This window comes from Congregibacter brevis (assembly GCF_045689245.1).
GTDB lineage: Bacteria > Pseudomonadota > Gammaproteobacteria > Pseudomonadales > Halieaceae > Congregibacter > Congregibacter brevis.
The window spans coordinates 398,230-415,041 of sequence record NZ_CP136865.1 but is presented as its reverse complement, the minus strand read 5'-3'; the positions used below and the strand labels follow the sequence as shown (position 1 = coordinate 415,041).

General features: G+C 55.5%; 15 protein-coding genes. 7 read left to right on the top strand and 8 right to left on the bottom strand.

Annotated elements, in window-relative coordinates:
* The first annotated feature begins 5 nt into the window (after positions 1-5).
* The gene (gene dtd / locus R0137_RS01745; protein WP_407328072.1) at positions 6-446 is read left to right on the top strand and encodes a D-aminoacyl-tRNA deacylase; all 441 of its coding nucleotides are present in this window, start codon (positions 6-8) and stop codon (positions 444-446) included.
* Positions 447-450: 4 nt separating this feature from the next.
* Here the strand turns inward: dtd and R0137_RS01740 are convergent, their stop codons facing one another.
* Positions 451-954, bottom strand: coding sequence for a GNAT family N-acetyltransferase (locus R0137_RS01740; RefSeq protein WP_407328070.1), 504 nt, complete (start codon positions 952-954; stop codon positions 451-453).
* Between the two features lie 150 nt (positions 955-1,104).
* Here R0137_RS01740 and R0137_RS01735 point away from each other — a divergent pair, with 150 nt between their 5' ends.
* Both R0137_RS01735 and parC read left to right on the top strand, forming a co-directional pair.
* Positions 1,105-1,944, top strand: a complete 840-nt coding sequence (locus R0137_RS01735; RefSeq protein WP_407328068.1) for a cyclic nucleotide-binding domain-containing protein — start codon at positions 1,105-1,107, stop codon at positions 1,942-1,944.
* A 148-nt stretch (positions 1,945-2,092) separates the two neighbouring features.
* Positions 2,093-4,342, top strand: a complete 2,250-nt coding sequence (parC, locus tag R0137_RS01730) for a DNA topoisomerase IV subunit A (RefSeq protein ID WP_407328066.1) — start codon at positions 2,093-2,095, stop codon at positions 4,340-4,342.
* A gap of 29 nt (positions 4,343-4,371) precedes the next feature.
* Here parC and R0137_RS01725 read toward each other — a convergent pair whose 3' ends face one another.
* Entirely contained in the window at positions 4,372-5,637 is a 1,266-nt protein-coding gene (locus R0137_RS01725) for a hypothetical protein (RefSeq protein WP_407328064.1), read from the bottom strand.
* Between the two features lie 49 nt (positions 5,638-5,686).
* On the opposite strand from R0137_RS01725, the gene serB reads away from it, so the two are divergent.
* Positions 5,687-6,913 (top strand): phosphoserine phosphatase SerB, encoded by a 1,227-nt coding sequence (serB, locus tag R0137_RS01720; RefSeq protein ID WP_407328063.1) that lies wholly within the window; start codon positions 5,687-5,689, stop codon positions 6,911-6,913.
* A gap of 29 nt (positions 6,914-6,942) precedes the next feature.
* Here serB and R0137_RS01715 read toward each other — a convergent pair whose 3' ends face one another.
* A complete protein-coding gene (locus tag R0137_RS01715) occupies positions 6,943-8,820 on the bottom strand; it encodes a GTPase (RefSeq protein ID WP_407328061.1) in 1,878 nt (625 codons plus the stop codon).
* A gap of 95 nt (positions 8,821-8,915) precedes the next feature.
* Between R0137_RS01715 and efp the strand changes: the two genes are divergently transcribed.
* Together efp and epmA are read left to right on the top strand one after the other, a co-directional pair.
* On the top strand, positions 8,916-9,488 hold the full coding sequence (gene efp / locus R0137_RS01710; protein WP_407328059.1) for an elongation factor P: 573 nt from the start codon (positions 8,916-8,918) through the stop codon (positions 9,486-9,488).
* Between the two features lies 1 nt (position 9,489).
* Positions 9,490-10,446: an EF-P lysine aminoacylase EpmA gene (gene epmA / locus R0137_RS01705; RefSeq protein WP_407328057.1), complete on the top strand. Its 957-nt coding sequence runs from the start codon at positions 9,490-9,492 to the stop codon at positions 10,444-10,446.
* A gap of 24 nt (positions 10,447-10,470) precedes the next feature.
* On the opposite strand, the gene R0137_RS01700 is transcribed toward epmA, so the two are convergent.
* Both R0137_RS01700 and nhaC read right to left on the bottom strand, forming a co-directional pair.
* On the bottom strand, positions 10,471-10,920 hold the full coding sequence (locus tag R0137_RS01700; protein ID WP_407328055.1) for an acyl-CoA thioesterase: 450 nt from the start codon (positions 10,918-10,920) through the stop codon (positions 10,471-10,473).
* A gap of 10 nt (positions 10,921-10,930) precedes the next feature.
* Positions 10,931-12,406 (bottom strand): Na+/H+ antiporter NhaC, encoded by a 1,476-nt coding sequence (gene nhaC, locus R0137_RS01695; protein WP_407328053.1) that lies wholly within the window; start codon positions 12,404-12,406, stop codon positions 10,931-10,933.
* Positions 12,407-12,518: 112 nt separating this feature from the next.
* Here nhaC and R0137_RS01690 point away from each other — a divergent pair, with 112 nt between their 5' ends.
* The gene (locus tag R0137_RS01690; protein WP_407328052.1) at positions 12,519-13,436 is read left to right on the top strand and encodes a DMT family transporter; all 918 of its coding nucleotides are present in this window, start codon (positions 12,519-12,521) and stop codon (positions 13,434-13,436) included.
* Positions 13,437-13,457: 21 nt separating this feature from the next.
* On the opposite strand, the gene R0137_RS01685 is transcribed toward R0137_RS01690, so the two are convergent.
* From R0137_RS01685 to R0137_RS01675, 3 genes are read right to left on the bottom strand one after another with little or no spacing between them, the layout of a single operon-like run.
* Positions 13,458-14,717, bottom strand: a complete 1,260-nt coding sequence (locus R0137_RS01685) for a class I SAM-dependent methyltransferase (protein WP_407328050.1) — start codon at positions 14,715-14,717, stop codon at positions 13,458-13,460.
* Positions 14,717-15,478, bottom strand: a complete 762-nt coding sequence (locus R0137_RS01680) for a DUF1365 domain-containing protein (RefSeq protein WP_407328048.1) — start codon at positions 15,476-15,478, stop codon at positions 14,717-14,719. Before R0137_RS01680 ends, R0137_RS01685 begins: the two co-directional genes overlap by 1 nt.
* On the bottom strand, positions 15,475-16,734 hold the full coding sequence (locus R0137_RS01675) for an NAD(P)/FAD-dependent oxidoreductase (protein WP_407328046.1): 1,260 nt from the start codon (positions 16,732-16,734) through the stop codon (positions 15,475-15,477). The genes R0137_RS01680 and R0137_RS01675 overlap by 4 nt, the downstream gene beginning before the upstream one ends.
* Positions 16,735-16,812 lie beyond the last annotated feature (78 nt).

The window sequence follows — 16,812 nt, the reverse complement described above, 5'->3', positions numbered from 1 at the left end:
GTCCCATGCGCGCACTGATACAGCGTGTGCGCGAGGCGTCGGTTGCCATCGACGCTGAAGTCGTTGGCAGTATCGATGCCGGCCTGTTGGTGTTTTTGGGCCTTGAGCCCGATGACACCCTCGAAGGGGGCGAGAAGCTCCTTGAAAGGATCCTCAATTACCGCGTTTTTGGAGATGAACAGGGCCGCATGAATCGCAGTCTCCGAGATGTGTCCGGAGGTCTTTTGCTGGTTTCTCAGTTCACCCTAGCCGCGGACACCTCGCGTGGGCTTCGGCCCGGGTTTTCAACGGCCATGGCTCCCGATATGGCAGAGCCTCTTTTTCAGCAACTCTATGATTACTTATCCAAAGTTCACCCCCCGTCTGCGGGTGGTCGCTTTGGTGCAGACATGCAGGTCAGCCTTGTTAACGACGGTCCCGTGACTTTCTTGATGGACGCACGCTAAGCGTTTAGTCGCGCGTTGATTCCGACTCCAAGTCGTTCACGACGCCCTCCACGTTCGGGTGTTGCATCTGCAGGTGAGGAATACCGTCCTCCAAATAGGGCTCGGAGCACACTACAAAGCCCATGGACTCATAGAATCGCTGCAGCTGAGCTTGGGCTCCAATCAGAATAGGGCTCTTGGGCCAGGTCGCTAGATTGAACTCTATGCCGCGACGCACCAGTTCTCTTCCCAGCTGGCTGCCGCGCGCTGAGGGATCAACAATGATTCTGCCCATAGAGCTGTCCTCGCCATAGGGCGTTCCCGGTGGTAAACAGCGTTGATAGGCCAGTAAGCGGCCGTCTTTCCGATAGCAACAGTGCCACCCCGCCTGGTCTAATCCATCAGGATCCAGATACACGCAGTCTTGCTCGACCACAAAAACCGCGGAACGAAGTTGCAACAGATCGTAAACATCAGCACCACTGAGGGCGGAAAAGGGCTGAAATGACCAACCTGACTCATCGAGCATGCTGTTTGCCTGCCAAATACGGGGTTTGTCATGCTAGCGATTTGAACCCTTTCTCGCTAGTTGAGTTGTTCTCGCTGGCAAGAGAAGTTGCTATGATCGCGTTATCCGCGCTACGAGAAGCGCATCGGTGAGACGGTACCCAAATCGAGCATGCTAGCGAGCGTTGAACTACCCGCTGACTTTAAGCTTCTGAACCAGCAATACCGTGGTTTAGTGCAGGCTCTGTTGGACGAAATAGAGATCTTGCCAATCCGTGTTGAGGTCGCTCCTACCCAGTCGGGAAACTTCCGCGGCTTTGATCCTGCAAAGTTCTATCTGGTTGCCAGTGGAACCATCTCCGTGCGCTATGCAGATCGCGCCGTTTACCTATTAGAAGAAGGCGATGTGCTCCTGCCTGACATTGCCGGCAGCCGAGATGTAGATGCAGCAGTTTTCTACGGCAGTGAAGCGGGCGCGAGCCTCAGTAGTTTCAGCGCTCTGGAATTCATGCAGCAGGTTTTTTCGCGCCCAAGCACAACCAAGCTCTGGACGCGGCTACTGGTCACCTACAGCGGAATGATGCTGCGACTGACGGCGATGCAAACCCAGATTGACGTGATTACGACTCCGGGTTTCGCGTTGTACGAGCCCGATGAGATCATCATTAATCAGGGAGAGCGTGCTCAGTACGTATTCAACCTCACGTCCGGCCTGGCTGATGTGCTGGTAGACGATGTCCCTGTGGGTATCATCAGCCCCGGTGAGATTTTCGGTGCCATGGCGGCACTGACCCATGCAGATCGCAGTGCCACTGTGCGTGCGCGCAGCCGCTGTAGTGTGGTGAAGGTTCCGACCAGCCAGTTCACAGAGCTCATCAAAAGTAATCCAGCTACGATCCACGCGCTGTTAACGGATATGGCGAATTCCATTGTTAGTCTCAACGAGCAACTCGTGCAGCAGCGCGGGGCAAACGCGACGAAGACCGATACGCAGGGAGGCGGTGAAGACTGATCCGCATTTTTGCTAACGACACGAGCAACGCCAAAAGCAATTACAAAAGTAAATACAAAAGTAAATACAACAGTAATGACGGCTGCGGAGTGCGAGGCGCATCGTCCGACTCCTCCAAAGCAGCCCAGACCCAGCAAGAGACCCCTAAATGACTGAAACCAACACCATCGATGAAGATGGCATCGAGGGTATTTCCCTAAAGCAGTATGCCGAGAAAGCCTATCTTGACTACTCGATGTACGTCATTCTTGATCGAGCGCTTCCACACATCGGAGACGGCCTTAAGCCTGTACAGCGACGAATTGTGTACGCCATGAGTGAACTCGGCCTGAAGGCCACCGCGAAGTTCAAGAAGTCGGCGCGTACCGTCGGTGATGTCATCGGCAAATTTCATCCCCATGGTGACAGCGCAGCGTACGAGGCCATGGTGCTGATGGCGCAGAGCTTTAGCTATCGCTATCCCTTGGTCGATGGTCAGGGCAATTGGGGTTCCCCCGATGATCCAAAGTCTTTTGCTGCGATGCGCTATACGGAGTCGCGTCTCACAGCCTATGCCGATGTATTGCTGGGGGAGCTGGGTCAGGGCACGGTGGATTGGGTGCCCAACTTTGACGGCACCATGGATGAGCCTTCACTGCTTCCAGCTCAGGTGCCGAACATCCTTCTTAACGGAACGACAGGTATCGCCGTAGGCATGGCGACTGATATACCGCCGCATAATTTGCGGGAGGTTGTGACCGCTGCAATCACTCTTCTAGAGGCTCCAAAAACGAGCCTCGCCGAGCTTTGCGAAATCATACAGGGCCCTGACTATCCCACAGAGGCTGAGATCATCACGCCTCCGGAGGATATTGCCCAGATCTATGCCACGGGACGCGGAGGTTTGCGCATGCGTGCGGTGTGGGATCTTGAGCACGGTGACATCGTGGTGACGGCGCTGCCTCATCAGGCATCCGGTTCTCGTGTGCTTGAGCAGATCGCCCAGCAGATGCAGGCCAAGAAACTTCCGATGGTGGCAGATCTTCGCGATGAGTCGGATCACGAAAACCCTACTCGTCTGGTTATCGTGCCCCGCTCAAACCGCATAGATCGCGATGGCTTGATGAGCCATTTATTCGCAACGACGGATCTCGAACGAACCTATCGCGTCAATCTCAACATGATAGGTATCGACGGTCGTCCCGGTGTAAGGAGTCTCGATGGGATTCTCAAGCAGTGGCTGAAGTTTCGTCGGGAGACGGTGCGACGGCGATTGGATTATCGACTCGAGCGTGTGCAGCGACGGTTGCACATACTGGAAGGTTATCTCGCCGCTTACCTGAATATTGATGAAGTGATTCACATCATTCGTACCGAGGAGCATCCAAAGCAGGCCCTAATGCAGCGCTTTAGCATATCGGATATTCAGGCCGAAGCGATCCTTGAGCTGAAGCTGCGTAATCTCGCCAAGCTCGAAGAAATGAAGATTCGAGGAGAGCAGGACGAGCTCGAGAAAGAGCGTGACTGGCTTGAGAAAACTCTTGGTTCCGACGCGCGACTGAAGACTCTGATTAAAAAAGAGCTCACAGCTATCGCCGAAAAGTATGGGGATGATCGCCGCTCGCCTCTGGCGCGTCGAGACGAAGCCCAGGCGTTTAGCGAGTTGGAGCTAATGACGGCCGACCCAATTACTGTAGTGCTCTCTGAGAAAGGCTGGATTCGCGCAGCGAAGGGTCACGAGATGGATCCCACGACTCTGAGTTACAAATCTGGCGACAGTTTCAAATTGGCAGCGCGCGGTCGGAGTAATCAACCGGCGGTGATCATTGATTCCACAGGTCGCGCCTACACGCTGGCCACGCACAATCTGCCTTCTGCTCGGGGACAGGGCGAGCCTCTTACCGGTCGTATTAACCCGCCATCCGGAGCGGGTTTCGACGGATTGATGATGGGTGACAGTGGGCAACGCTGTCTTCTGGCCTCGGACGCCGGCTATGGCTTTGTCACTACGCTTGGTGAACTGCAGACGAAGAATCGTGCTGGGAAAGCCGCTTTGACTCTGCCAGCGGGGGCTCAAGTAGTTAGTCCTGTTCCTATCGCCGAAGGAGCAGAGTGGGTGGCAGCGGTAAGCAATGAAGGTCGTTTGCTGGTGTTTCCTTTGGCGGACTTACCGAGTTTGTCCCGCGGCAAGGGCAATAAAATCATCTCTATCCCGGGTGCGAGGCTTAAGGAACGCGAAGAGTACGTGATAGCGACGGCAGTGCTGAAGGACAGCGACGGTCTCACAGTTTGGGCAGGTAAGCGCCATCTCACCCTGAAGCGTTCGGAGCTTGATCATTACCATGGAGAGCGTGGGCGTCGAGGTAATAAACTGCCCCGGGGCTTTCAGCGGGTGGAGAGAATGGACGTAGCAGGGTAAGCCTCGGTGAGCTTGTCTCGCTCTGTCGCTTAGTCGCCGCCGGGCGCTACCGAGGGTTTAATCCGCTCCACAATCATCTCGGCCTGATGAGCAACGAGATCCTCCTGCTCTCTCGCCAGCGAAATGAGCTCACTTACCCCGGTGCTCTGGTCGCTGGTTTCCTCGACTTGCGCTGCTGCGGCGAGCTGCTCGTCAGCAAGAGCGCTCTGTGAGAGAAGAATGGTCGGGTAGCGCTTATGACGGAGGCAGGCGTCGCGTAAGTCATCAATGGCTCCCTGCAAATGCAGTTGCGGGTAGATATCCGTCGCTTGATCCATTCCCTGTTCACATTGCCCAAGGGCCATGGCCAGCTCAAGAGAAAGGTTTGTCCGCTTTTGTAGTCCCAGAGAAATAAGCGCTATGAGCCGAGCGCAGCTCGCTGCGCGGAGCGCTTCGCTGCCGGCGTTAGGCTGCGGACTGAAACTAATGACGACGCCGAAGGGCCGCGTGACTATGAGCTCTCCGCGGTAACACTGAGCGGCTGCCTGCACGATCTGTTGTAAGCGACGCGTGTAACGGTGCAGGTTTGATTCGCCGAGGGTGTCGACGTAGCGTGCGAGACTTGCCAGATGGATAAACAGAATAGTTGCCTGTTGAAACTCTGTCGCTGCCGCTGGAACAGGTGCATGGCTGCGAAGCATGTCCAGTGGTAAAGCCTCGACACTCTGTTGCAGTCTGGTCACTTCGTTGTCCAGCGTTTGATCTGCGGTGTCCGGTAATGCGAGTTGGCTGTCTAGGGCAAGGAGTGAGGTGGCCAGGCGCTGTGCTAAAAACCGTGTGCCCATGAACACCAAAAGACTCAATGCCGCCGCCAGTGCTAAAAGTGAGAAAAGAAAGCGCCAGCGACTCTCCTGTCCCGCGCTGCTGTCCACCGCAACCAGCACTTCGCCAGCGGTGTCTTCTCCGATACGTATCGGTGCGCTGTACTGCGTGAGATTTGGCCCACTAACAGTCCCGGCTGTCCCCATGGCCATGCCCTCTACATCGCGGATGGTGATACCGCCTGCCAGAGAGCTGTCGACAAATCGTTGGAGCGATGCTCGAGCGCTGAGAAGGTCTCCGCGTTGCAAGGCCTCCCGCACTGTGGCGGAGACCTGCTGAGCGAGAGCCTCTCCGTAAAGCCGCTCTCTTTCGTTTTGCAGGTACTCGCTGGACGTGGCAGCTAGCCAGAGTAAACACAAACCCACAAGCAGGGCGCAACCGGCCGCCATGATGGGCAGTTGTAGGCTCAAGCTGAGGGTCTTAAAGCGCTGCATGAAACGGTTCGGCACGATGCGGTGCGAGAATTATAAGCGGGGGCGCTGTATGGCGTCTTGTTGTAATCGCGCTGAGTTAGAATTGGCAGGTAATTTTTGTGAACAGGGTTTCATTGTGACAACAACGGGCTTTTCATTGCCGACAGAGTTGGACTACGCCGCCTTACAGCGACTCTTGCCTGTATTGGCATTGGCCGATTCGGTGCGATTTCTGGCGGACGCCCCGGTTCTTGTGGTGCACAGCGAGGTGGATGAGGGCGCGTTCGGCGACCGCGTTGCGACAGAGCTCGGCAAACTGGGGATTCCCTGGCAGGCTCATGCTGTATCGGCAGCGACAGACCACAGTGACGCGGGGCTCTATCGCTGCGCAGATGCGGTATTGACGGTGATTGTGCCTGCTGGCTCGAGTTTGCCCTCGGAGCTGCTGGCGACCCTTGCCCATTGGGATGTCGAACTACGGGCATTGCGCCGGCTATCGCCGCCCTCGTCTGCGTCTTCGGGTCAAGAGTTCGCACTGGAGTTTTACTTAGACGACTGGGACCGGTGTGCGGCTCAGCGCGCACGACTGCAGGATCTGGCAGGTCGCTGGGAGGTGGACCTTGCTCTCGCACCGAGCGACAGTAAACGTCCCCGGCGGCGACTCATAGCCTTTGACATGGACTCAACCCTGATTCAATGCGAGGTTATTGATGAGCTCGCTCATCGTGCCGGAGTTGGCGAAGAAGTTGCTGCTGTCACCGCTCGAGCGATGCGTGGAGAACTCGACTTTCGCAGCAGCTTCCGTGAGCGCATGTCCAAACTACGGGGCTTGGATGCCGCACAGATACAGGAAGTGGGCGCTACCCTCCCGATCATGCCGGGCGCGCGAATTTTGCTGCGCACCCTACGCGCGCAGGGACATCACACGGCGATCTTGTCTGGGGGGTTTGATTACTTTGCGAGAAAAGTCCAAGCGCAAATCGGCCTCGACGAGGTTCATGCCAATCACCTGCAGATTATCGATGACGCATTGACCGGTGACGTGAACGGCGAGATTGTCGATGCCGAGCGAAAGGTACTTTTACTCAAGGAGATAGCTGAGCGAGAGGGTATTGATCTAGCGGATACAGTTGCGGTGGGTGATGGCGCCAACGACCTACCAATGTTGGCCACCGCGGGTTTGGGGGTTGCCTTCCACGCAAAGCCGCGGGTTAGAGAAACTGCCCCCTGTGCGATTAACTACGGCACTCTGGAGACTTTGTTGTATGTTCTAGGCGTGCCTCGAGGAAGCGATTGAGCGCGAAATCAGTTGTGGTCAGAAGCGAGTTAAAGATCTGTCCAGATCGAATCAAAAGCTGCGGTCGGTAAATCCTCGCGTTTAGAACTTTCAATGTCATCGTCGAGCTGGCGGAGGTATTCGAAGTCCATTTGGCCGAAATACCCCGTTGAAGAAACCTGACGACGGAGCTTCACAAGTGCAGAGTCTTCTTCCCGGGTCACGGTTATCCGCTGGCCCTCTTTGAAGACCATTCGTGGAACAACCAGGGTATGGGCCTGCCCGACCAGAGGTATCTCCGGGAGCAAAAGCACGCGAATGGGTTTTGAGAACGTACCATCAGGCATTTTGATTTGCGCTGCGTAGGCACCGCCGCGAGGGCTTATAAGCTCCAGACCCAGGAGTGTCGGAGCATGCTTAACCTGGCTTACCCAGCGGATCACTGCGATGGTCCAGTCGGCCTGCTCCATCCCGGATTCCCGTACGCAGACAATGTCTCCAATGTGAAGATTATCGGGCGGATCACTCCACTCTACGCAATAACCGCCGGGACTGGTGTTCGTCGTTTTTACCGAATAAACCGTGTGGCGCTTGGGTTTTATGGCCTTGGCCTGTGCGTCCTGCTCCTGTACTAGTTTCGACAACTTGTCGACGTCCACGCCAAGTTCGAGTTCTTCCTCCGAAGCATGCTCTTCAATTTCGTCTTCAGCGTTTGCTTGCTGCCACTGGTCACCGTGACTAGCCGGCGTGATAAACGGATTCTGATTGGTCATCGACAGTTCTGAATCGTCATAGTCCAGACCGTGGAAAATCTCTTCCAGACTGCGCTCGCCAGCAACGAAGTAATGCACGTTGCTAAGCCCCGTTGCTATATCCAGCGAGACGCGGGATTGCTGTCGCGCAAAGTTTCGCTGGCTGATCTCCCCCAAGGATTTGATCAGATGCTCGAGGAGATTGGTGTCCAGGCGGGTTTCCCGGTCGAACTCAATGACCCGCAGTCCCTGAGTGCCGCGAGATTTTTTGAGCTCTTCGAGATGTCGGATCAAGGCCTTGGTGTTGATGTAGCGAAACTGTGTGCTGCCCCGTCGTACAAGAAGCTCAGCGAAGGCCGGGGCCTGGTCACTCAGCATGTCGACGGCGAACAAACCCTCACCAAGCTCCGGATCCTGAAGTTCGGCGAGGTCTCGCCACTCCTGAAATGCGCGATAGGCGCCCGAAATGTCGTGCTGCCGCAGCTGGTTTGGCTTGGAGCATGCCAGCAACAACGGGGGTAAGTACTCCTGCGCTATGTTGCTGCGAGTGTCTCGGAGGCTGTCCTCCACCGGAAGGTTGGCGAGCTGTTGCCGCTCACTTAAAGAATACAGCTGATGTAGCCCAGCCCAGCCGTTCGAATTGACGGGTTGGTAGAGGATGTAGGACACAAGGATATGTTGCCCGGACAAAACCATCGCTCGATGCAAGGATTCGCACGCAAGTTTTGCAGGATTTACGTCCGTGACACTGCTGTTGTCCTGAATCGTGTGCACCGCTGACAGCGTGTACCCGGCAGCCGTTAAAGAACATAGATCGGTAATAAGATCTGTCTGAATCTGTTTGTCGTTATCCAGGATGACCGATTGCTTGAGCGAACCGCGGATTAATACAGTTAGTACGGAATGGATAGGCGTGCGCAACCGCTCTAGAAGCTGGAAGCGCTCCTGGGGCTTTAACCGCACGCGATTAAGCTCAGAAACAGCGTTGCGAAGACTTGATCCTGCACGCAGAGGATTGCCCATGGGCACCTCTTCTACCCATTTTTCCACGGCCTCAGTCGTGCATTCGAACAAGCTGCACTGGTCGAGATCCTGCTGGGGAAGGCGCAGGCCTGAAAGTTTTGTCGGCGTCATGGCGCCCAGTCCCTTTTGCCGGGTGCGGATTGTGCCGAGCATAGCCTAAATTCGGGGTTTCACGCTAACTTCAAACACTGATTTTGCGCAGCTGGTACGGTATCATCGCGCCCGTTTAGTCTTAGGGGTGCACAGGTATGGCCAATTACTCAACCAATGAATTTCGCTCCGGTCTCAAGGTAATGCTGGACGGGGATCCCTGCAGCATTCTTGACAACGAATTCGTCAAACCAGGAAAGGGGCAGGCCTTCAATCGGGTTCGTATGCGCAACCTGAAGAGCGGGCGTGTCTGGGACCGCACTTTCAAGTCAGGTGAAAGTCTCGAAGGTGCCGATGTCATGGATATGAACATGGAGTACCTCTACACCGATGGTGAGTTTTGGTTCTTCATGGAGCCCAACACCTTTGAGCAGTATCAGGCTGATGCTGCTGCCGTAGGGGATACGCATAAGTGGCTAAAAGAGCAGGAGCCCTGCGAGGTCACACTGTATAACGGTACGCCGCTCTCCGTTACACCGCCCAATTTTGTTGAGCTGGAAATTACCGAGACGGACCCGGGTCTTAAGGGTGACACTGCTCAGGGTGGTAGCAAACCTGCAACGCTTGCCACCGGCGCCGTTGTGCGAGTCCCGCTGTTTATCTCTCAGGGCGAGATTATCCGTGTAGATACTCGCTCCGGCGAGTATGTCGCTCGCGCAAGCAAAAGCTGATATGGACGACTGGCGGCCCGGGACCACCCGCGCCGCTCTGGAAGCTCGAGGCGCACTGTTCGCCAAAATGCGGGATTTCTTTGCCAAGCGGAATGTTCTTGAAGTCGATACACCGATATTGGCGCGTTTTGGTGTTACCGACCCAGCGATAGAGCCCCTGCGCTTAATGCCTTCGAAGGCCGATCCGTCGGCTTTGTTTCTCCAAAGCTCTCCTGAATTTGCCATGAAGCGCCTGCTGGCCGCGGGCAGCGGGCCGATTTATCAATTAGGCAAGGCTTTTCGCGATGGTGAGATCGGCGGCCGGCACAATCCTGAGTTCACGCTGTTGGAGTGGTATCGCCCCGGCTTTAGCCTTGAACAGTTGGTTTCGGAAGTCTCAGAGTTGGTCTGTGAGTGCTTGGGCAGGGAAGACGGGGTTGTCATCCGCTACAACACACTTTTTCAGGACACCTTGGGCTTCGATCCATGGGAGCTAAACGCCACTGAACTTCAGCGAGTCGCTGCCGAGCACTTGGACACTGGATCTCTTAATCTTGATTACGATGGTTGGCTAGATCTTCTCATGAGCCATGTTGTTGAGCCTACGCTCGTCGACAGAGGTGTCGTGGTTCTTTGTGATTACCCTCCGTCGCAAGCGGCATTGGCTCGTTGCGTGGATCGCGATGGCCGTCGCGTCGCAGAACGCTTTGAGCTCTACGTGGATGGTATCGAGTTGGCCAATGGCTACCGTGAGTTACTGGACGCTAAAGAGCTGCAAGAAAGAGCGTTGGCGGACAATGTGCGGCGACGCGCTGCGGGTCAGGAGCCTCGGGAGCTGGATTTCCGTCTGGTCGCCGCGATGGAGGAAGGCCTGCCCGATTGCAGTGGAGTCGCTTTGGGTCTGGACCGCCTTCTTATGGCGAAACTGGGTGCAGACAATCTGTCGGCAGTCATGCCCTTTGACTGGACGCGAAACTAGCGGACTGCGATTCGCTGGCACCGTCTAAGAAGGATCAATATCCAATATCGCCGGCCCGTAGGCGGTTAGAAACTCCGGTGGAAGCCTTCGGGGTTTTCCAGAGCTGATCTCAATGCAGGCAAAACGCACCTGTGCACGGAGTAGGGTCACTCCGTCGGACACCCGGCGCAACTGGAAATGCCGGGTCATTGTCAGCCGTTTGTCCCAGTGCGTAATCCAGGTGGCGGTGTCGATCTCTTCGTCCAGGTAGGACGCCCTTAGATACTGGTACCGACCTTCGACAACAGCCATAGCGCGATCCAGCTGATGGTAGGCGTCGATATCCATACCCAGACTCGCTGAGTGCTCCCACGCGCACTCCTCACACCAGCGTACATAGATGGTGTTGTTCGTGTGCTTCAAGGCATCAACGTCCTCCGACTGCACTCGGGTGCGACGGAGAAACGGTTCAGAATAGTCCCAATCGTCGTTCACGGAGGGTGCCTTACGCGGGTGCCGCGTTTGAAACGTCGTTAAGCGGTTCCAGCGGTTTCTGTGCGAAGCCAGTGACGCCGTACACGATTGCGATGAGCGGGCAAACGATGTTGAAGACGGCAAAGGGTGCGTAGGTTAGCGTCGCAACCCCGAGGGTCGCTGACATGTAGGCGCCGCAGGTGTTCCAGGGAATCAGTGCCGAGGTGATGGTGGCGGAGTCTTCGAGTGTTCGAGATAGGTTTAGCGGCGATAGCTTGTATTCCTTATAGGCATCCCGATACATGCGCCCGGGAAGAGCCACAGCCATAAACTGATCGGCCGCAAGAATGTTGGTCGACACACAGGTGGCGACGGTAGTCGCGACTAACGAACCCGTGCCTTTCACCATGCGCAAAGCGTGGCGCAGCCAATAATTGAGAATACCCGTGCGTTCCAGGATGCCACCGAAACCCAGAGCCACGACAATCAGCCACACGGTGTTGAGCATACTGCTCATACCACCCTTGCTGAGCAGCGCGTCGAGAAATTCATTGCCACTGTTAGCTTCGTAGCCTGCAAACAATGCTACCCACACGCCTTTTACCAGCGCCAGGCCCTTGCCTAGTTCGTCATCTCCGGCCATTCGTTGCACAACCTCAGGCTGAAAGATGAGCGCGAACACTCCACCCGCCAAAGCGCTTATCAGGATGGCTGGATACGCTGGAAAACGCTTGTAGACAAGGATCAGCATGAGTACTAATGGCAGCAATAGATGTAGGCCAATACTGAATTCGATCTGGAGACTTTGCTGTAGGGCTTCAATTTCCTGAGGTGTACTTGCGTCGCCACCCCCGATTAGAGAGAACACGACGAGCGCGAGAGCGAAGCTGGGGACGGTAGTCCATAACATGTGTCGTATGTGATCAAAGAGGTCGACACCTGCTGCAGCGGATGCAAGGTTGGTGGTGTCGGACATGGGGGATAGCTTGTCGCCAAAGTACGCGCCAGAAATAATAGCCCCCGCCGCGATTGCAGGTGATAGATCAAAGCTTCCAGCAATACCCATGAGCCCGATACCCAGGGTTCCAGCCACCGTCCATGAACTTCCGACACTAATAGCAACGATGGCGCAGATCAGTGCGCTTGCCGCATAGAAGATTTGCGGATTCAGTATCTGGACGCCGTAGTAAATCATTGTGGGTACGGTCCCTGACAGAATCCAGGTACCGATAAGCATGCCCACCGCCAAAAGGATTAGCGTGGGTCCAAGTCCTACGCCAATACCATCGATGATGCCTTCCTGAGCTTCCCTCCAGCTAACGCCGGTACGCTGCCCCACCAGTGCCGCGATCCCTGTGGCCAAAACCAGTGCGATCTGATTGGCTCCGTAAGAGGCATCGGAACCAAACAGGAACACTGAGAGCGCCAGCATGGCGATGAGCATCACGATGGGGGCTGCGGCCAGCGCGGGCGTGAGTTCTTTGTTGCTGTGTTGTGTAGCGCTCAAGGGGAGTTCACCTGACAATCAAAGCCTATGAGAATGCCGCAAAAGATAGCGCGGGTACAGTAAGTACTCTTTTGGTCTCCCAGATCTGGCGGTGTTGAGTACACTGCGATGCATGACAACGCAGCTTAGAGCCACAGCAACGGTGAAAAACGATCAACGCGCTTTACTCCTCGGTCTTTGCGCTGTGCTGTTGTGGTCTACCGCCGCCACAGCATTCAAGCTCGCACTGCGGGAGCTATCGGTACTGCAGCTCCTTTGTGTAGCGATATGGATCTCGACGCTGGCACTCCTGATCACCCTCGCCTGGCAGGGCCGATTGGAGCTACTTTGGCGGGAGCTGTGCGCAACGCCACTACGCTTCCTTGCTATGGCCTGTCTTAATCCTCTGCTTTACTACTGCATTCTGTTGGCGGCCTACGACCGCTTGCCGGCGCAGCAGGCGCAAACGATCAACTACACCTGGGCGATCATGCTGGCGCTTCTTTCTGTTCCCGTACTGGGTCAACGTCTAGTGTCACGGGACTGGTTAGCGGTGATTTCCGGCTACCTTGGGGTCGTTGTGATTGCAACAGAGGGAAATCCCTTTTCTCTGCAGTTCACTAGCGTTGTCGGCGTGGCGCTTGCGCTGAGCAGTACGGTGATCTGGGCGGTGTTTTGGCTGTTGAGTACAAGGAGTAAGGGCGATCCGACGATTTCCCTTGCCGCCTATTTTGTCTGCGCAGCCCCGCTCTCTCTAGCGCTGTGTCTGGTCTGGGGTGGCGGACTACCGGAGGTGGGGACGGGATTGCTCAGTGCAGTCTATGTTGGACTATTTGAGATGGGGTTTACCTGGCTACTGTGGTCCACGGCGCTGCAAACTGCGAGCAACGTGTCCCGTGTGGGAAACCTCATCTTCCTCTCGCCAATGCTTTCCCTGGTGTTCATCGCGCTGATTCTGGGCGAGGCGATACACCCGGCGACATTGGTCGGTCTGGCACTCATCGTGCCGGGAATCATTTTGCAGCAACGTAGTTCTTCAGCCACTAGTTAAGGTGCGGGCGGTTGAGCCTGTTTAAGCGCTCCGATAGCCGGGTTTGGCAAAAGCGAGTTGCGCCGTCCCTATGATGCGCTCACGGAAGCCGCCTTCGCAGTAGCAGAGATAAAATTCCCACATGCGAATAAATCGATCGTCAAAGCCCATCGCGCGAACCTCATCAAGGCGCTCCATAAACCGCTGTCGCCAGTGTGCCAGCGTCAGCGCGTAATCAGCGGTGATATCTTTCAGGTGCACCATTTGCAAATTACTGTCTTTGGCGATGTGCTTGGCGATGATTTCCAGCGAAGGAAGACAGCCACCTGGAAAGATGTAGCGCTTTATGTAGTCTACTGAGCGCCGCGCCTGCTCGTAGCGGTCATCGCTGATGGTGATCGCTTGAATTACCATTTTCCCATTATTTTTCAAAAGCTTACTGCAGCACTGAAAGTAGCTACTGTAAAAGTCGTGGCCCACCGCTTCGATCATCTCTACAGACACCAGCTTGTCGTACTGGCCGGTTAGGGCACGGTAGTCCTCGCAGAGCAGGGTAATGCGGTCTTCAAGACCTAGCTCGGCCACCCGCGCTTGGGTGTATTCAAACTGCTCCTGAGAGATAGTCGTCGTAGTCACTTTGCAGCCGTAGTGGGTTGCTGCGTGAATCGCCATACCACCCCAGCCGGTACCAATCTCTAGAAGATGATCGTCAGGCGTGAGTTCCAGCTGCCTGCACAGCTCGTCTAGTTTATCTATTGCAGCTTTCTCTAACGTGTTTTCGCGACGCTCAAAAACTGCCGATGAGTACATCATTGTTGGGTCCAGAAACAAACGGAAGAAGTCGTTTCCGAGGTCGTAGTGTGCAGCGATATTGCGCTTGGAACCCTCGTGAGTGTTGCGGTTCATCGCATGTGCAAGTTTGAGCGCAAGCTTCGTGTACCAGTGCCGCTTCGACTCCATAGACTCCATAGTCTGCATATTGGCGCTGAAGAGTCGGGTGACTTCCGTAAGATCGGGAGTAGACCAGTCGCCATCTATGTAGGCTTCGCCGGCGGCAACCGTGCCGCCAATCAAAACTTTGCCGAAAGCATCGCGGTTGTGCACTACGATTTCTGCATTCGGTTCTCCAGTGTTTCCCGCATCCCCAAAGTGATGGGTGTCCTCACCATCATGAATGGTCACGTAGCCCACTTTGATATGCGATAAAGCTTGGAGCAGGAAGTGCCGGGCAAGCTCGGCGCGGTTACGAAAAGATTTCGCCTGGGGCAGTAGGGGAATCCTGCTGACACTGACTTCGTTCATTATTGTGCTCCAGATTGAAGGCTGGTACCGGGGTGTGGGTGATAAGGAATGCGCTTGATAAACAACTTAAGCGCCTGCCAGTAAATGGCGCCGGCTACTTTAGCGGTCATCAGCGGGAATCGCCACAGGATGCCGCGAAGGCTGGAAGCCGTGATGGGCTCCGCTTCCAAAGCGAGGGTGGCGTCAAACACACGACCCTCCTCACTGTGATTTTCCAGATGAATTGCGAGGCGGGCTCCCGGAGCATTGCTTCGCCAGGAGTAGCGCATTTCCATAGGGTTAAAGGGTGATACGTGGAATGTCTTATCAAAGTCCTGACGTAAGACACGCTGCCCCGGCTGCGCTGTTAAAACGTAGCTATGGCGCTCGTCCCAGGGTGTATTAGTGACCTCTGCGATGAGATATTCGAGTTCTGACTCGTCGTCGTTATAGCAGTAGTAACAAATTATCGGGTTCATGCGCATGCCAAAGTAACGCAGATTGGCGAGGACATAGATTGGGCCGGAGTGATCATTGCCTGTTTCTTCCCGGATTCGGCGTCGGACCTCAACTTCGAGGGGCTTATCAGGGTCTCCCAGAAAGTCTTCGCGACGAAAACTGGCGGGTGCAAAGCGTGATTTGGACCAAAGGCGGCTGAGTTTCAGTACCGAGTCGAGCTCATCTAAACGTAGATAGGGCATGAAGACGCGATATTTGAACGCATGCTCTCGCGGGGTATGACGCCGATGCCTCAGCGTTCCGGTGTACAGCCGGGAGTTCATGCCGCGGCGCGAGCCTGCTTATTCATAGCCTCAGAGACTCGCAGCGCACTGACCACGCCGTCCTCGTGGAAGCCGTTATGCCAATAGGCGCCGCAGAACCAGGTGTTCTGCTGACCATTGATGTCTCCCCAGCGCTGCTGGGCAGCCATCCCTGCGAGGCTGAATACTGGATGATCATAGGTAAAACGTCCGAGTATTCTGTGGGGATTGATGGAGGCTGTGTCGTTCAGCGTGACGCAAAAGGTTTCTGGGGCCCGGATACCTTGGAGAATATTCATATTGTAGGTGAGCACGGCTCTTGAATCATCCACCCCCAGACGGTAATTCCAGCTAGACCAGGTTTTGCGGTTCTCCGGCAAGAGGCGTGTGTCTGTATGCAGGACCACATCGTTGGCTTGGTAAGGAAGCGCCCCGAGCACTTCGCGCTCCTGCTCGGAGGGGGCGTCAAGCATCTCCAGCGCATGGTTGGAGTGCGTCGCGATCACGACCTGATCGAAGCGCTGCTCGGTACCGTTCTCCAGCACTAATGTCACCCCAGCGACATCCCTGCGAACGCGGCTTACGGGGGTTCCTGTGTGGATGCGTTGCTCAAAGCGGCGGCACAAAGGCGCAATGTATTCGCGAGATCCACCTTCAATGACTCTCCATTGGGGGCGGTTCTTGACGGACAACAGGCCATGATTCTTGAAAAACCGTACGAAGAACTGCACCGGAAACTCGAGCATGCTGGCGCAATCAGAGGACCAGATAGCGGAGCCCATGGCTATCAAGTAGTCGCGTTTAAACGCTTCGCTGTAGTTTTTGCGCGTTAGATAACTGCCCAGACTCTCGTCGTCAGGTAAATCTCCCCGCTCGAGGTCAGTTAGGCTCTCCTTGTTAAACCGCAGGATATCGCGAACCATCCTCAGAAAACGCGGTGAAACAAGGTTGCGGCGCTGGGCAAACAAGGAGTCCAGATTGGTACCGGAATACTCCAGACCTGTTTCTTCATCGCGCACGCTGAATCCCATCGAAGTGGCACGACTACTCACGCCCAATTCGTCCATCAACGCAATAAAATTGGGGTAGGTCCAGTCGTTAAAAACGATGAAACCCGTGTCTATGGCAAAGCGTCGGGTTCCCAACTGCACGTCCATGGTCGCGGTGTGCCCGCCCAAGCGCTTGCTAGCTTCGAATACGCTGACCGTGTGCTCAGCGCTAAGGTAGTGAGCGCACGCTAACCCCGAGATGCCTGAACCGATTACCGCTATGTGCACCTTTGGGTGTCTCCTGTCTGTTTTTGGGAATGTTTTGGGCGGCGTCAGAGCTGCCGCGTTCGCTTAGGGTTGGCGCAT

Excerpts from the sequence above, each read along its gene's own strand:
- dtd (WP_407328072.1), top strand. The coding sequence starts at position 6 with ATGCGCGCACTGATACAGCGTGTGCGCGAGGCGTCGGTTGCCATCGAC.
- R0137_RS01740 (WP_407328070.1), bottom strand. The coding sequence starts at position 954 with ATGCTCGATGAGTCAGGTTGGTCATTTCAGCCCTTTTCCGCCCTCAGT.
- R0137_RS01735 (WP_407328068.1), top strand. The coding sequence starts at position 1,105 with ATGCTAGCGAGCGTTGAACTACCCGCTGACTTTAAGCTTCTGAACCAG.
- parC (WP_407328066.1), top strand. The coding sequence starts at position 2,093 with ATGACTGAAACCAACACCATCGATGAAGATGGCATCGAGGGTATTTCC.
- R0137_RS01725 (WP_407328064.1), bottom strand. The coding sequence starts at position 5,637 with ATGCAGCGCTTTAAGACCCTCAGCTTGAGCCTACAACTGCCCATCATG.
- serB (WP_407328063.1), top strand. The coding sequence starts at position 5,687 with ATGGCGTCTTGTTGTAATCGCGCTGAGTTAGAATTGGCAGGTAATTTT.
- R0137_RS01715 (WP_407328061.1), bottom strand. The coding sequence starts at position 8,820 with ATGCTCGGCACAATCCGCACCCGGCAAAAGGGACTGGGCGCCATGACG.
- efp (WP_407328059.1), top strand. The coding sequence starts at position 8,916 with ATGGCCAATTACTCAACCAATGAATTTCGCTCCGGTCTCAAGGTAATG.
- epmA (WP_407328057.1), top strand. The coding sequence starts at position 9,490 with ATGGACGACTGGCGGCCCGGGACCACCCGCGCCGCTCTGGAAGCTCGA.
- R0137_RS01690 (WP_407328052.1), top strand. The coding sequence starts at position 12,519 with ATGACAACGCAGCTTAGAGCCACAGCAACGGTGAAAAACGATCAACGC.
- R0137_RS01685 (WP_407328050.1), bottom strand. The coding sequence starts at position 14,717 with ATGAACGAAGTCAGTGTCAGCAGGATTCCCCTACTGCCCCAGGCGAAA.
- R0137_RS01680 (WP_407328048.1), bottom strand. The coding sequence starts at position 15,478 with ATGAACTCCCGGCTGTACACCGGAACGCTGAGGCATCGGCGTCATACC.